Here is a 14664-nt window from a genome sequence, read left to right on the forward strand (position 1 = left end):
GGCGGACGCTCGTAGAACCCGAACCTCTTTGCCTGGTCGAGGATCCGCTTCGCGCCGAGCGCCTTGCCGACGTTGCAGAAGACCGAGTTGACCGAGTACTGGAGCGCTGTTGCGAACGACACGCGACCGAACGGCCTCGACGTGTCGAAGTTGTTCACCCGCTTGCCGTAGGCGATGCAGTAGCCGGGGTCGACGAACTCCGAGTCGGGCGAGAAGCGGTTCGACTCGAGCGCCGCGGACGCCGTCACGACCTTGAACGTCGAGCCCGGCGGGTAGAGGCCCTGTGTCCCGCGGTTGATCAGCGGGGCCGCTGGACGGCAGTCCGCGGTGATCTTCGAGATCTTCCCGAAGTTGTTCTCGACGACGTTCGGGTTGTAGCTCGGCGACGAGGCCATGACGAGGAGCTTCCCGCTGCGCGGGTCGAGCGCCACGACGGCACCGCACGTCCGCCCGAGCGCGTCGAGCGCCACCTTCTGGGCGTGGAGGTCGAGCGTCGTCACCACCGTGTCGCCGACGATCGGCTTGCCCCGGAGGTCGTTCAGCTGACGCTCGACGAGGCCGCCGAGATCGCGCTCGGTGCCGGTGAGGATCCCGTTGAGCGACTTCTCGAGCCCGGCGCGGCTACGCGAGGCGGTCGAGTAGCCGACCACCTGGGCGGCCAGGCGCCCCTGCGGATAGCGGCGGAAGTAGAGCGTCTTGCCACGCCGCTCGACGACGCGGTTCCGGGCGAGCACCCGCTCGGGCGCGAGGATCAGGCCGCGCCGGACCTGAAACTCCGAGACCCGCTGGATCTCGTTGTCCTGGCGCGCCGCGAGCCCGGGACGCGCCCACGTCTGCCAGTACGTGGTCCCGAGCACCAGGGCGACGATGAGCCCCATCGCGGCCCAGCCGACATGGGTCAGCTGCCGGTTCACGTCGGCGCCGTCCGCACGGCGCGATGCGAGACGAGCATCAGAAGCGCGAGCATCACGAAGTTCGAGACGATGCTCGAGCCGCCGTACGAGACGAACGGCAGCGTGATGCCCGTGAGCGGGACGAGCCGGAGGACGCCGCCGACGATGATGAACGTCTGCAGCGCGAAGCCGAACCCGAGCCCCGCGGCGAGGAGCTTCGAGAAGCCGTCGTGGGCGACGAGCGAGACGCGCATCGAGCGCGCCACGAGCGCGAGGAAGAGCAGGAGGACGGCGGCCGCGCCGATCAGCCCGAGCTCCTGCGCGATCGCGGAGTAGACGAAGTCGGTCTGCAGATACGGGATCAGCGGCGTCCCGTCGACGGTCTGGAACGTTCCCCTGCCGATGCCGGTGCCGCCGTAGCCGCCGTTCGCGATCGAGTAGAGGCTCTTGACGAGCTGGTACGAGTCGCAGTTCTGGCGGTACTCGAGCTTCCCGTTGATCGCGCAGTAGACCTTGTCGTCGGTCCACGGCGCGAGCCACACCGTGACGCGCTGCTGGACGCGGTCGAGCTTGTCGTAGAGCAGCGCGGCGCCGCCGGCGAACAGCGCGAGGCCCGCGAGGACGAACGACAGCCTCCCGGTCGCCGCGTAGAGCATCGCGAGGAAGATCCCGAAGTTGAGGAGCGCCGAGCCGAGGTCGCTCGTCTGGACGAGCACGAGCATCGCGCCGCCCCAGATCGCGAGCAGCGGCCCGAAGTCCTTCAGTCGTCCCTGGGCGAGCGCCTCGCGCTTGTCGCGCAGGTAGCCCGCCAGGAAGATGACGAGGAAGATCTTCGCGATCTCGCCGGGCTGAAAGCGCAGCGGACCGATGTCGACCCAGAGCTTGACGCCGTTGACGCGCTGGCCGAGGCCGGGCACAGACGGCAGCATCAGGAGCACGATCGCCGAGACGCCGAAGACGTACTTGTAGCGCTCGAGGACGCGGTAGTCGTAACGGAGCCAGACGAGGACGAGGACGAAGACGGCGACACCGACGGCGACCCAGACGAGCTGCCGGCGCCCGTCGTACGGGTCGATCCGATAGACGAAGGTGAGCCCGATCGCGCAGAGGAGCGCGGTGAGTGGCAGCAGCGTGGGGTCGGCATCCGGGACGATCCAGCGGGCGAACGCGTGCGCGACGAGGAAGACCGCCGCGAGTCCCCCGGCCCAGGGAAGCCACCCGTAGTCCACGACACCGAGGCCCGAGATCCACGCGCTCGCGAACGCCGCCGAGGCGACGAGCGCCGCGAGGAAGAGCGTGGCGAGCTCCCGGTTCCGGGCGCTCACCGCACGAGGCTCCACCAGACGGCGAAGGCGGCGATCGCGAGGAGGGCGAGGACGAGAAGCAGCGCGGGCCAGCGACTGCCCTTCCCCGCACCGTGCCGGTTCACGTCGTCGAGGACAGACTCGCGGGTGACGTCGTCGGGGTCGGCAGGATCGGGATGCCCGTCTGTCGCCTCCGCGGCGCGACGGTCGCGCTCGGCCGGCTCTCCCTCGATCAGCTCGAAGACGACGACGGTGACGTTGTCGTCGCCGCCGTGCTCGTTGGCGGCGTGCACCAGCGCCTCGGCGGCGGCGTGCGGGTCGCGGTCGGACGCCCCGATCAACCGGGCGATCTCGTCGTCGCGCACCATTGCGCTCAGGCCGTCCGAGCAGAGCACGACGAGGTCCCCGGACGCGACCTCCACCGTGCGCGTGTCGACCTCGACCTCGGCCTCCGTGCCGAGGGCACGCGTGATCACCGACCGGTGCGGGTGCACCGCCGCCTCGGCCTCCGTCAGCCGGCCGCTCCGCACCAGCTCCGCGACGAGCGAGTGGTCCGTCGTCAGCTGCTCGAGCTCTCCGGCGCGGTAGCGGTACGCGCGCGAGTCGCCGACGTGGGCCAGCGTCAGCAACTCCGTCCGCTCGTCGACGAGAGCGACCGTTGCCGTCGTTCCCATCCCCGCGACGGCCGGATCGTGCAGCGAGCGCTCGAAGATGAGCGCGTTCGCAGCTCGAACGACGCCGACGACGCCCTCCTCGTCGCTCACGGCCGAGGCGGCCTCCTCGATCGCGGCCGCGGCGAGCCGCGATGCGAGCTCGCCCGCCTGGGCGCCGCCCATCCCGTCCGCGATCGCGAAGAGCGGTGGGTCGCACACGAACGCGTCCTCGTTCTGGCGGCGCCTCCGCCCCGTATCGGTGAGCCCTGCAGCGCGTCCTATCCGCATCGGCGCTCCTCAGGCCTCCACCCGCAGGTCGGTGTGCCCGATCCGGATCACGTCGCCCGCCTGGAGCAGTCGCGCGCTCGTGACACGGGCGCCGTTGACGAACGTCCCGTTCGTCGAGCCCTCGTCCTCGACCCAGAGCCCGTCGGGGCGGCTGTCGATCGTCGCGTGTCGGCTCGAGACGGTGGTGTCGGCATCGAGCCGGATCGCATTCTCCGCCCCACGCCCCACGCGCGCGCTGTTCGTGAGCTCGATCGCCGTGCCCGCCTCGAGCGCCGGGCTCGCGAGCACGACGACCCTGCGCGGGGCGATCCCGTGGGCGGCGCGGAGCGCGGCCGCCTCCGCCGCCGGGACGATGATGCTCTCCTGCGGCGCGCCGGCCGACAGCCCGCGCGTCGCAGAGCGCACGACGAGCCAGACGAACAGGTAGAGGAGGACGAGGAACGCGACCTTGAGGCCGAGGAGCGCCTCGTCGGCCGTGACGGCGACGCTCACGAGCGAGAGCGCCCGAAGACGAGCTCGGTGCCGCCGATCACGATGCGGTCGCCGTCGTCGAGCCGCTGCTTTCCCGAGACGCGCTTGCCGTTCACCTCGGTCCCGTTCGTCGAGCCCAGGTCGACGACGCTCCACGCGGTCGGCCCCTCCTGGGCGACCTCGCAGTGGCGCCGTGAGACGTTCCCGTCGTCGACGCGGATGTCGCACTCGCGCGAGCGGCCGACTACGACGCGGCTCGTCGTCAGGGGAACGACGCGCCCGCCGACGGTCAGCGTCACCCTTTCCCGGACGACCTCGGGAGGCGGGCCGTCGTCCTCGGCGAGCGGCGCCTCGGGCCGGTACACCATCGTCGCCGCCGGAGGCTCCGGGAACGACGGCGAAGGCACGGGGACGGGCGCCGGTGCGGCCGGAGCCGGCGCCGGCAGCTGCACGGCGACCGCGGCCGCGTGCGCCTCGTCGGCCTGGACGACGCGTGTCGCGATGCCGAACTCGCCCATGGCGAGATCGTCGTCCGTCTCGAGCAGGACACGAGGCGGCGTGAGCAGCGCGTAGCCCTCACGGCGCGCGTGCTCGACGAGGTACTCCTGGAGCTCTCCGACGAGCGAGCCCTCGTAGGCCGCGAACTGCAGGCGGTCCGACGAGGAGAGATAGAGGGTGTACTCGTTGGGGACGTACACCCGCGAGACGGAGACCGAGCGGTGCTCGTCCATCTCCTTCGCGAGCTTCCGGGCGAGCTCGACGGGCTGGACGTGTGTGCGAAAGGCGCGCCCGAAGACCCCTTCGAAGAGGCCCTCGATCTTGCTCTCGATTGCGCGAAGGACGCTCATTGACCGGGGCGCCTCCCCCGAGCGAGTCTAGCGACCACCGCGTCTGGCGATCGCTCCGAGGAAGGGCGCGGCCGCCAGGATGCCGCAGAGGAGCCAGGTGCCCAGGACGAACCCGGACCAGGGGATCGAGGGCGCCCAGGCGAGGACGAGAGTGAGCTGGAGCACACCGAGGACGGCGATCCCCCACGGGCCGCGCGCCGTCGCCCGGGGAAGCAGCATGGCGACGAGCGCCAGCGCGAGGGCTGTCGTCGCGATCGCCCGGTTGGCGTCGAGCACCGTGCCGAGGGCGGAGACCACGTCCGTCGGCCGCTCGCTCTGCGCGACGCCGAGGTCGGCGACGGTCGCGCCGCCGAGCGGCAGCGCGCCGCCGGAGAGGCCCGCGACCGCGGCCGCGGCGAAGACGCCCGCGCCCGCGTGCAGCGCACGCCGCCAGAGGCCCCGGGCGGGCTGGACGGCGAGCGGGAGGAGCGCCAGCAGGCCGAACGGGGCGAGCAGCGGGCCGGCGCAGAAGGCGAGCCCCGCCCGCGCGTCCCGCCACGTGACCGCGAGCCAACCGAGCGCGAGCACGCCGTAGACGACCGCGGCGGCCTGAGCGACGTTTCCGAGCGGGAAGACGGGCACCGCGAGCGCCACGGCGAGGCCGAGCCGCGGCGAGCGCAGCGTCGCAAGGCCCGCCGCGAGGGCGAGCGCGGCGAGCAGCGGGCCGGGCCAGAATGGCAGGAGTGAGCCCCCGACGGCGGTCGCGAGGGCCGCGAGGACGGCCGGCACGAGACGTCGCGTCAGAGGGACCGGGGTCGCCGCCGGACGCGGAGCGGGGCGGACGCTCTTGCGGCCGGTGGGCTTCGGCTTCCGGCGCTCGGCGGCGGGACGGCGCGCGACGACGAACGCCTCGCGCAGCTCGACTGCGAGGCGGGCGGCAGGCGGGCGCTTCGCCGGGTCGACCGCCAGCGCGCTGTCCACTGCGGCGAGCAGCCGGCGGGGCAGGTCGGTGCGACGGGCCGAGAGCGGAGGGGCGCCGGACGCGATGGTGGACGCGACCTGCGGGAGCGGCACGCCCCAGAACGGGTGGCTTCCGGCGAGCGACTCCCAGAGGATCACGCCGACCGCCCAGACGTCGCTTCGCTCGGAGGCATCCTCGCCGCCGAGGCGCTCGGGCGAGATGTACGCCAGCGTGCCCGGGACGTCCCCGACCGCGGTCAGCGTGTCGGCCTCGTCGAACTGCGCGAGCCCGAAGTCGAGCACCCGGATGGAGATCGGATCGGTCTCCTCGACCAGGACGTTCGACGGCTTCACGTCGCGGTGGACGATCCCGTGCCGATGAGCGTGCGCGAGCCCGTCGAGCACCTGTGCCGCGATCTCGACGGCCGCGGCGTCGTCGAGCTCCTCGGTGCGCAGCGTTTCGCGGAGCGTGCGGCCGCGGACGTACTCGTAGGCGATGTAGACGTGGCCCGGGTCGCCCCCGAAGTCGTAGGCACGGACACAGCGCTCGTGGCGGAGCCGCGACGCCGCTTCCATCTCGCGCGCAGCCCGCGCGGCGCGCTTGCCCTCGCGCGGGACGATCTTCAGCGCGACGTCGAGACCGGTGCGCTCGTCGCGCGCGAGCCACACCGAGCCGGAGCCTCCGCGGCCCAGCGGACGGAGCGGTCGGTAGCGGTCGAGGACGAGCGCTCGGTCGGGAACGGCAAAGGCAGCGGACGACACCGGTTTCCCTGCTTCGCCGTACCAGGGGAACGTCCTCCGCCCGCGAATCTCCCGTAGACTCGGCCGCTGACGGCGCTCGACGGGGCCAGGCATCGTCGATCGTCACCGGCCCGGCGGGGACCAATCGTGAGCGTGCACGACGACGACATCCTTGACTTCGACTTCGTCGACGACGAGACGCGCGAAATCGCACCCCCGACGCGTCCGAGCGGCGGTCCGCCGGGCGGCGGATCCCGCGGCGGTGGCCCACGCCGGCCACAGCTCCGCACACCGCAGGGTCTCACGCCGCTGCTCCGTCTGGCAGGCCTGGTCGCCCTTGCGATCCTCGTCGTCGTGCTGCTCGCGGTCTGGGTGCAGGGATGCGCCGGGCAGGACGATCAGACCGCCTACGGCGACTACCTCGCGGGCGCCGGCGAGGTGGGCAACGACTCCGCGAAGATCGGCTCCGACCTGGCCACGCTCCTGACCACGCCGGGGCTCGCGCAGACGGAGCTCGAGACGAAGCTCGGCGGCTTCGTCCAGCGCCAGCAGCTCGACGTCGAGCGCGCCCGCGACCTCGACCCGCCCGGCCCGTTGACGCCGGCGCACGCACACGCGATCGAGGCGCTCGAGCTGAGGGTCGCGGGCCTCCAGGGGATGCTCGACACGTTCCGGGCGACGAAGGACTCCGACGACCAGGCCGCGGCCGGCCAGCAGCTCGCGTCGTGGGGCGAGCGGCTCGAGGCGAGCGACGTCGTCTGGAAGGACCTCTTCCAGGGGGCAGCGCAGGCGACCATGGCTTCGGAGGGCGTCGAGGGGCTGACGGCACCGGCGTCGGTGTTCGTCGAGAACTCCGACCTCTACACGGCCCGCTCGATGAGCTCGATCTGGCAGCGCGTCCACGGCGCCTCGACGGGCGGCACGCCGAGCGGCCTGCACGGCAGCTCGCTCGCGTACACGAAGGTCCAGCCGGCCAACGTCCAGCTCTCGACGAGCACCGAGACGAAGATCACCGTGTCGACGGACGTCTCGTTCGAGGTCGGCGTCACCAACTCGGGCGAGAACCAGGAGGTCGGGGTGAAGGTCAACCTGACGATCCCCGCGCAGCCGACTGCGATCAAGAAGACGGGCACCATCGACGTGATCGACCCGGGAGAGACGAAAACCGTGACCTTCGCGGACTTCCCCGACTTCCCGTTCCAGGAGAACACGACCGTGCAGGTGAGCGTCGCCCCGGTCCCGGGGGAGACGAACACGGGCAACAACACGGCCGAGTACCCGGTCGTCTTCACGCTCCAGCCGTCGTGACGTTGGAGCTCGGGGTGGCGATCGCGGCCGTCGCGGTGTCGGCGGTCGCGCTCCTCGTCACCGTGGTCGCCTGGAAGCGGGTGCGCGTCCTGCGGCGCGGACAGCAGGCGATCCTCGGCGGCTCGACGACCGACGTGGTCGACTTCGCGGTCTCGCTGCAGGGGCGGATCGACGACCTCCACCGCGCCGTGGACGAGGTGGCCGCCGGCCTCACGCGCGTCGACCGCCGCGTCGACGGCGCCGTGACAAACACCTCCGTCGTCCGCTATGACGCCTACGAGGACGCCGGCGGGCAGCAGTCCGCGTCGTTCGCGTTCCTCGACTCGAACCGCACCGGCACCGTCGTGACGGCCATCCAGGGGCGCGACTATGCGCGGGTCTACGTGAAGGAGCTCGAGCACGGCCAGCCGAACCTCGCCCTCTCGCCCGAGGAGGCAGAGGCGGTCGAGCGCGCGATGGCCCGCTGAGATCGGTCCCGGACGCGGCCGGGCGCGATCGGTCATGATCGCCTTCACACCGGGGTCGCGAGAAGGAGGCACGGGGTGGAAGGCACGATCGAAGTCGACGGTGTCAACCTCTGGTATCGCGTGAGCGGCGACGGCCCTCCGGTCGTGCAGATCCACGGCGCGGGGTTCGGTCACTACAACTTCGACCCGGCCACTCCCGAGCTCGCGAAGCGCTTCAAGGTGATCGACTACGACATGCGCGGCTACGGGGCGTCGGACCGGCCCGTCCAGCACTACGACATGGAGGTCTGGGCGGACGACCTGGCGGGCCTCATGGACGGCCTCGGGATCGACGCCGCCCACGTCCACGGCACGTCGATGGGCGGGATGATCGCGATCGTCTTCGCCGGGAAGTACCCCGAGCGGACCCGCTCCGTCGTGATCAACTGCGCGGCGGCGAAGCTCGGGCCGAGCGGTCGGCTGATCTTCAAGAACTGGATCGACATCGCGCGTCTCGACCCCGACGGCCCGGGAAGCCGCGTGCTCGCGGAGCTGATCACGTGGCAGGCGCTCTCGCGGCGCTTCCTCGCCGAGCAGGACGCGGTCGCGCTCGCCGACCGGATCCAGGAGATCCTGCGTGATTCCAACCGCATCGAGGTGTTCACCGCGGCCTGCGAGGCGATGTGCGACATGGACATCCGGGACTGGCTGCCCCGGATCACCTCGCCGGCCCTCGTCCTCGGAGGCGACGAGGACGTGATGACCCCCTGGGACCAGGGGCCGGACGCCGCCGGGCAGCAGGCGATCGCCGACGGCATCGCCGGCGCCGAGGTGCACGTCATCCGCGGGGCGAACCACTCGACGATCTTCGACTCGAGCGAGGAGCACAACCGCGTGGTGGGCGACTTCTTCGCGCGCCACTAGAGGCCTGATGCGGGTTGCAGGCACGCACGGATGGGGGCCTGCGCGCGGCGCATGGGCGTCGTCTCGGTCGGCATCCAGGCGTCCAGCCTGCACGTCGCCCGAGCCGGCGCCGCTGCTTGGCGCATGCCCTCGCCGCATGCACCTCCAACCCGCATCGAGCCTCTAGGGCCTGTCGGGGCGGCGGGGTCGTGCCGGACGTCGAGAGATACGGGATCGAGCCGGTTCCCGCCGGCGAGCGCACGGTCGGCTGGCACGACCTCTTCGCGATCAACTTCACGTTCTTCTTGAACCCCGTGATGATGGTGCTCGGCGCACTCGCCGTCGTCGAGAGCGGGCTGCCACTCGTCTGGGCCCTGATCGCCACGCTGGTGGGGCAGGCGCTCGCGTACGCCGCGCTGACGATCGCCGCGCAGCCGGGCGTCGACGACGGCCTGCCGGGTCAGGTGGCGATGCGCGGGACGTTCGGCGGTCTCGGCGCCCGGGCGTTGACCTCGCCCTACCGCGTGGTCGCGTCGGTCTACTGGTTCGCCGCACAGGCGCTGACGGCGGCGTTCGGGGTGCAGGCGATCGCCGTCGCGCTCGCCGACGTCCGCCCCTCGGTCGTACCGACCGCCCTCGCGATCGCGGTCGTGCAGGCGGCGGTCGCAGCCCTCGGCTTCGACGTCATGCGCTGGCTGCTGCGGATCGTGCTCCCGCTCTCGCTGGCCACCGCAGGCGTTCTGCTCGGGGTGTGGCTGGCCTCGGACGACCCTGCCTACGCCGCCGGCCGGGTGGTCGAGTCGCCCGAGCAGCAGCTCACGTGGGTCGGCTTCGCGACGGTCGTGACGGTGATGTGCGGATCGTCGCTCACCCTCGTGACGAACATCGCGGACCTGACGCGCTACACGCGGTCTCGCCGGGACATGCGAATCGGCCTGATCGCGTCGACGCTCGGCGCGACCGCGACCACGACGCTGATCGGCGGCGTCTACGCGGTCGGCAGCGGCGAGACGAACCCCTTCGTCGCTGCGAGCACCCTGACGTCGAACGACGCCGTTCTCGTCGTGCTGCTCGCCGCGATCGTCGTCCAGACGTTCGCCGCGAACGTCACGAACATCTACACGGGCGGGCTCTCGCTCGTCTCGAGCCTTCCCTCACTCGGCCGGATCGTCGCCACCGTCGTCGTCGGCCTGACGGCGATCGTCCTCTCCGGCTTTCCCTCGCTGATCGAGGAGGCCCAGTCGTGGATCACGCACCTCGGCAACGTCGCGGCGCCGCTGACGGGGGTCGTCCTCGCGGACTACCTCGTCCGGCAGGGCGGACGTCTCGACGTCGAGGCGCTCTACGACCCCGGTGGCAGGTACCGCTACGTGCGCGGTGTCGACGTCGAGGCGGTCCTCGCGGTCGCCGCCGGCATCGCCGTGTACTACGCGGTTCCCGACGCCTGGCTGAAGGTCGCCTGGGGCGCGGGAGCGGCCGCGGCGGCGTACCTGGCGCTCGCGAGCGTGCTCCGGCCAGGCGCCGCGCGACCCGCGAAGGAGCCCGCGTGAGCCCGGGCGACCGGACGTGGGTCCGTTTCGCCTCGCCCCCGCGAGGGGGATGACGGGTCGTGGGAGGATTGCGGCGCCGACGGACGATCGTCGCAATCGCGGCAGCCGTGGTGACGGCCGGGGTCGTCGCGGCGGTGATCGTCGTCACGTCGGCGAGCTCGCACGCCGAGACGACGCGTGCCGAGTACCTGGCCGACGTCGCCGCCGTCTGCCGCGTCTACGGCCCGAGGCTCGACCGGATCGACCCGCCCGACGTCGCCGAGCCGGCCAACGTGATCGTCGCCGTCGACCGCGTACTCCCGCTCCTCGAGGCGCAGCTGCGACGCGTCGGTGCGCTCGAGCCGCCGGACGCACTGCGCCCGCAGGTGAACCGGTGGCTCGCGCTCCAGCAGCGCCGGCTCGCGATCCTCGAGAGGACACAGGCGGCCGGGCGCCGTCAGGACTTCCGCACCATGAGCGTCGCCTACGTCGACTTCCTGCTCGCGGGCCGCGAAACCGGGGGTCTCGGGAAGGCGATCGGGATTCCGCATCCGCCCTGCTGACCCGAGCGGCCCTCCGGTCGACCCGACGGGGGCGTTGACTCCGTGTGGTCGCAGGTTGTATACATCGGGCGTCCCATCTGTCGTGTCACGAGATCCCGGCCCCGGCACCCGGTGCTGGTACTTCCTTCCCCGTCGCGGGGGGGAAAGGAGAGCAGATGAGCAACGAGGTTGAGTACGATCCCTTCGAGTACGCGAAGGAGCTCGAGGCCGGGGCTGACCTGGGCCACGGCGATCTCGAGGGGCGAAGGGGCCTGACGCGCGGAGACCTCCTCAAGCGAGGAGCGGTCGGCGTCGCCGCCGCGACCGCTGCCGGTGCGCTCGCGGGTACAGCGACGGCCAAGCCGTCGGCAAGCGGCAAGTTCACCGGGACGCTGCGCGTGCTCACGCTCGGAGTCGAGTTCCCGACGCCGGACATCGCCAAGCAGGCCTCGAAGGACCTCGGCTTCACCGTCAAGCCGATCCTCGCTCCCTCCGAGAAGCAGCCGCAGATCGCGATCACGTCGCCCGACACGTTCGACGTGTTCGGCGGCTACAACTACCAGTCGCTGCTCGTCTGGCCCTCCGGCTCTCTGCAGCCGGTCGACACCCGGAAGATCAGGGGCTGGAACCAGTTCTACAAGCTGTTCGCCTACGGCAAGCTGAACCCGGCGTCGGGGCGCTGCACGTTCGGCGACGGGAATGCACCGTTCCGCACGACGTTCGTCGACCCGGACGGCTCGACCGGCCTGCCGCCGTTCACGGGCGGCCCGGCGAACAACAAGCAGATCGTCCGCTGGATCGGCGAGAACGGGAAGGCGATCGGCGGCAAGCCGCAACCCCGCTTCATCGTCGGCCCCGCGGCCCACTTCAACGCCGACTCGATGGGCTACAACGCCGACGTGATCAACAAGCGGCCCGAGCAGATGTCGTGGGCCGAGCTCCTCAACACGAAGTGGAAGGGTCGTGTCTCCCTGCTCAGAGACCCGGGGATCATGGCGCAGGACGCCGCGTTCGCCGCACAGGCGCTCGGGCTGATGAAGTTCAGGGACTTCGGCAACCCCACGCGGGCCGAGATCGACCGCCTGTACAAGATCATGACGCGATACAAGAAGCAGGGTCAGTTCCGCGCGTTCTGGTCTGCTTTCACCGACTCGGTGAACCTCATGGTCTCCAAGGAGGTCGTGCTCGAGTCGATGTGGTCGCCCGCCGTGGCGCTCGTCAAGGCGGCAGGCGTCAACATCCTGTACGCGGCTCCGAAGGAGGGGTTCCGCGGCTGGTGCAGCGCAGAGGGCATCTCGTCGAAGGTCACCGACCCGGCGAAGCTGCAGGCCTGTTACGACTACCTCAACTGGAACTACAACGGCTACCTCGGCGCGACGATCATGCGCCAGGGGTACTACATCGCGAACGGGCAGCGGCTGCTGCCCTGGATCAAGTCGGCCGCGGGTCGGCAGGCCGGCTTCAGCGCTCCCGAGTACGACTACTGGTGGGGTGGCAAGCCGGCGTCGCGGGACCTGCCCGGTATCACCGGGAAGGTCGGCGACATCAAGAAGGGCGAGCGGCGCGAGGGCGGGTCGTTCCAGCAGCGCATCTGCAAGTACGCGTCCTGGAACTCCTATCCGCGTGAGAGCGTCTACCTCGTCAAGACCGTGAACGACTTCCTCACCGCCTAGCGCGACGCATGGAGGAACAAGGGGTCGAAACCGGGGGGGCGGCGGGCGCCGCCCCCCCGACCAATCAGTCAGGGCTCGACCTCATCGGATTGACGAAGGTCTTCCCCGGCGGAACGGTCGCCGTCGACGACGTCAACCTGCACGTCGACCACGGGGAGTACGTCGTGCTGCTCGGTCCCTCGGGGTGCGGCAAGACGACGACGCTCCGGATGATCGGCGGGCACGAGTTTCCCACGCAGGGCGAGATCCTCCTCGACGGCCAGTCGCTCGTCGACCTGCCGCCGCACAAGCGCCCGACGACGACCGTCTTCCAGCACTTCGCGCTCTTCCCGCACCGGACGACGCTTCAGAACGTCGAGTTCGGGCTCAAGATGCACGGCGTCAAGAAGGACGAGCGGCGCGAGGCGGCGATGAGGGCGCTGGACATGGTCGGGCTCGTCCCGCTCGCAGACCGCAAGCCGAACGCCCTGTCGGGCGGTCAGCAGCAGCGCGTCGCCCTCGCCCGCGTGCTCGTCACGAAGCCGAAGGCGCTGCTCCTCGACGAGCCGCTGGGCGACCTCGACCGGCTGCTGCAGCTGCGCATGCGCGTCGAGCTCCGGAACCTGCAGCGCCAGCTCGGGCTGATGTTCATCCACGTCACGCACAACCAGGAAGAGGCGCTCTCGATGGCCGACCGGATCGTCGTCATGAACGACGCGCGGATCCAGCAAGTGGCCGATCCACTGACCATCGCCACGAAGCCGGCCACCGAGGTCGTCGCGCGCTTCATGGGCGACAACAACATCCTCCGCGGCGTCGTCAAGGCGCACGAGGGCGACCGGCTGATCATCGAAGGCGACGAGCAGCACCTCCGCGTCAGCGTCCACGCCCCCGGCGACGGGCGCGCGATCGGCAGCCCGGCGATGATCTCCGTTCGCGCGGCGGCGGTGACGGTCGAGGCGAACGGCTCGGGGGACGGGCTCAACTCGGCGGAGTGCGAAATCGTGTTCGTCGAGTTCCTCGGTGATCTCGTGAAGCTCCACCTGCTGGCCGGCGACGAGCGGATGCTCGCCAAGGTCGGCGCGGAGCACTATCCATCCCTGCGCGGCCGGGAAGGAGAGCGGATCCGCATCTCCTGGAAGGAAGACGATGTCCAGCTCCTCGACGCCTGATTCGCTTCGCGAGGAGGCCAACCGGCTCGCGCTCGACGAGGTCGAGGAGGCCGAGGAGCTCTCCCGGCAGCGCCGCCCCGGTTCCGAGGAGGCGCTCGGGGAAGGCGGCGACGGCGGACGCGGCAGCGGATGGGTGACCGCGGCGCTGGCGGCGCCGGGCCTCATCTGGATCGGCTTCTACCTCCTCGCGCCGCTCGTGATCATCGTCCTCGTCAGCTTCTGGACCTGGACCGACGCCGGGTTCGACAAGACGTTCACGACCGCGAACTACAGCGAGCTGTTCCACGACAGCACCTACTGGGACAACATGCTGTCCACCGTCATCACCTCGGCGATCGCGGTGGTCGCGTGCCTCGTCCTCGGGTTCCCCGTCGCGTACTTCCTCGCGCTCAAGGTGCAGAGCCTGCGCGTGCAGATCGCCCTCTTCATCATCGCGCTCGCGCCGTTCTGGACGAGCTTCCTCACGCGTGCGATCGCGTGGACGTTCCCGTTGATGGGACGCGAGGGCGCGCTCAACCAGCTTCTCGTCAAGCTGCACGTCATCTCGGAGCCGATCTCCGAGTTCGGGTTCTCGACCCTCTCGGTGCGACTGGCGATGATCCAGCTCTACATCCTCTTCATGATCACGCCGCTGTTCTTCACGCTCGCGCAGGTCGACCGCTCGGCGCTCGAGGCGGCGCGCGACCTGGGCGCGAACTGGTGGGGGGCATTCCGCGAGGTGATCCTCCCGCAGACGATGCCGGGCATCGTGATCGGGTCGATCTTCATCTTCGTCCTCACGATGGGCGACTACGGAACGGTCGCCACCGTCGGCGGCGGCAACATCACGTCCGTCGGCACCCTGATCTACTCGAAGATCGGAGCCGTCCAGTATCCGCAGGGCGCCGCCTCCGCGGTGCTCCTCGTCGTGGTGCTGATGGTCGGCGTCTGGGTGATCACACGCCTCTCGAACCTGCGGGAGGAGCTGTGATCGAG

14 protein-coding genes are annotated in these 14664 nt (G+C 70.8%); 8 read left to right on the top strand and 6 right to left on the bottom strand.

Going from position 1 to position 14664, the window contains the following annotated elements; translation table 11 throughout:
- The 6 genes from VNM44_RS08525 to VNM44_RS08550 form a co-directional block, all read right to left on the bottom strand.
- Window positions 1–914, bottom strand: a 914-nt coding sequence (locus VNM44_RS08525) for a penicillin-binding transpeptidase domain-containing protein (RefSeq protein WP_325625018.1), incomplete at its 3' end; no start/stop codon positions are given.
- On the bottom strand, window positions 911–2218 hold the full coding sequence (locus VNM44_RS08530) for an FtsW/RodA/SpoVE family cell cycle protein (RefSeq protein WP_325625020.1): 1308 nt from the start codon (window positions 2216–2218) through the stop codon (window positions 911–913). The genes VNM44_RS08525 and VNM44_RS08530, both read right to left, overlap by 4 nt.
- Window positions 2215–3138, bottom strand: a complete 924-nt coding sequence (locus VNM44_RS08535; RefSeq protein ID WP_325625024.1) for a Stp1/IreP family PP2C-type Ser/Thr phosphatase — start codon at window positions 3136–3138, stop codon at window positions 2215–2217. The genes VNM44_RS08530 and VNM44_RS08535 overlap by 4 nt, the downstream gene beginning before the upstream one ends.
- A gap of 9 nt (window positions 3139–3147) precedes the next feature.
- A complete protein-coding gene (locus VNM44_RS08540; RefSeq protein WP_325625027.1) occupies window positions 3148–3630 on the bottom strand; it encodes an FHA domain-containing protein in 483 nt (160 codons plus the stop codon).
- Window positions 3627–4457, bottom strand: coding sequence for a DUF3662 and FHA domain-containing protein (locus VNM44_RS08545; protein WP_325625031.1), 831 nt, complete (start codon window positions 4455–4457; stop codon window positions 3627–3629). The genes VNM44_RS08540 and VNM44_RS08545 overlap by 4 nt, the downstream gene beginning before the upstream one ends.
- A 27-nt stretch (window positions 4458–4484) precedes the next feature.
- On the bottom strand, window positions 4485–6158 hold the full coding sequence (locus tag VNM44_RS08550; protein ID WP_325625036.1) for a serine/threonine-protein kinase: 1674 nt from the start codon (window positions 6156–6158) through the stop codon (window positions 4485–4487).
- Between the two features lie 126 nt (window positions 6159–6284).
- Here VNM44_RS08550 and VNM44_RS08555 point away from each other — a divergent pair, with 126 nt between their 5' ends.
- The 8 genes from VNM44_RS08555 to VNM44_RS08590 all read left to right on the top strand — a co-directional run bounded on the left by VNM44_RS08555 (window position 6285) and on the right by VNM44_RS08590 (window position 14659).
- Window positions 6285–7445: a CARDB domain-containing protein gene (locus VNM44_RS08555; protein WP_325625038.1), complete on the top strand. Its 1161-nt coding sequence runs from the start codon at window positions 6285–6287 to the stop codon at window positions 7443–7445.
- Window positions 7442–7912, top strand: coding sequence for a DUF4446 family protein (locus VNM44_RS08560; protein ID WP_325625042.1), 471 nt, complete (start codon window positions 7442–7444; stop codon window positions 7910–7912). The genes VNM44_RS08555 and VNM44_RS08560 overlap by 4 nt, the downstream gene beginning before the upstream one ends.
- A 75-nt stretch (window positions 7913–7987) precedes the next feature.
- The gene (locus tag VNM44_RS08565; RefSeq protein ID WP_325625045.1) at window positions 7988–8815 is read left to right on the top strand and encodes an alpha/beta hydrolase; all 828 of its coding nucleotides are present in this window, start codon (window positions 7988–7990) and stop codon (window positions 8813–8815) included.
- A 188-nt stretch (window positions 8816–9003) separates the two neighbouring features.
- Window positions 9004–10344: a purine-cytosine permease family protein gene (locus tag VNM44_RS08570; RefSeq protein ID WP_325625048.1), complete on the top strand. Its 1341-nt coding sequence runs from the start codon at window positions 9004–9006 to the stop codon at window positions 10342–10344.
- A gap of 59 nt (window positions 10345–10403) precedes the next feature.
- Complete coding sequence (locus VNM44_RS08575) at window positions 10404–10886, top strand: hypothetical protein (protein ID WP_325625050.1); 483 nt, start codon at window positions 10404–10406, stop codon at window positions 10884–10886.
- 155 nt (window positions 10887–11041) lie between these two features.
- Window positions 11042–12538, top strand: a complete 1497-nt coding sequence (locus VNM44_RS08580; RefSeq protein ID WP_325625052.1) for an ABC transporter substrate-binding protein — start codon at window positions 11042–11044, stop codon at window positions 12536–12538.
- A gap of 89 nt (window positions 12539–12627) precedes the next feature.
- Window positions 12628–13689 (top strand): ABC transporter ATP-binding protein, encoded by a 1062-nt coding sequence (locus tag VNM44_RS08585; protein WP_325625055.1) that lies wholly within the window; start codon window positions 12628–12630, stop codon window positions 13687–13689.
- The gene (locus VNM44_RS08590) at window positions 13667–14659 is read left to right on the top strand and encodes an ABC transporter permease (RefSeq protein WP_325625058.1); all 993 of its coding nucleotides are present in this window, start codon (window positions 13667–13669) and stop codon (window positions 14657–14659) included. Before VNM44_RS08585 ends, VNM44_RS08590 begins: the two co-directional genes overlap by 23 nt.
- Window positions 14660–14664 lie beyond the last annotated feature (5 nt).

Origin of the sequence: Gaiella sp. (genome assembly GCF_035558935.1) — a bacterium.
Classification (GTDB): Bacteria; Actinomycetota; Thermoleophilia; order Gaiellales; family Gaiellaceae; genus Gaiella.

What these genes read in the sequence shown, in the direction of transcription:
- VNM44_RS08535 (WP_325625024.1), bottom strand. Translation starts at nt 3,138, where the DNA reads ATGCGGATAGGACGCGCTGCAGGGCTCACCGATACGGGGCGGAGGCGC.
- VNM44_RS08545 (WP_325625031.1), bottom strand. Translation starts at nt 4,457, where the DNA reads ATGAGCGTCCTTCGCGCAATCGAGAGCAAGATCGAGGGCCTCTTCGAA.
- VNM44_RS08580 (WP_325625052.1), top strand. Translation starts at nt 11,042, where the DNA reads ATGAGCAACGAGGTTGAGTACGATCCCTTCGAGTACGCGAAGGAGCTC.
- VNM44_RS08590 (WP_325625058.1), top strand. Translation starts at nt 13,667, where the DNA reads ATGTCCAGCTCCTCGACGCCTGATTCGCTTCGCGAGGAGGCCAACCGG.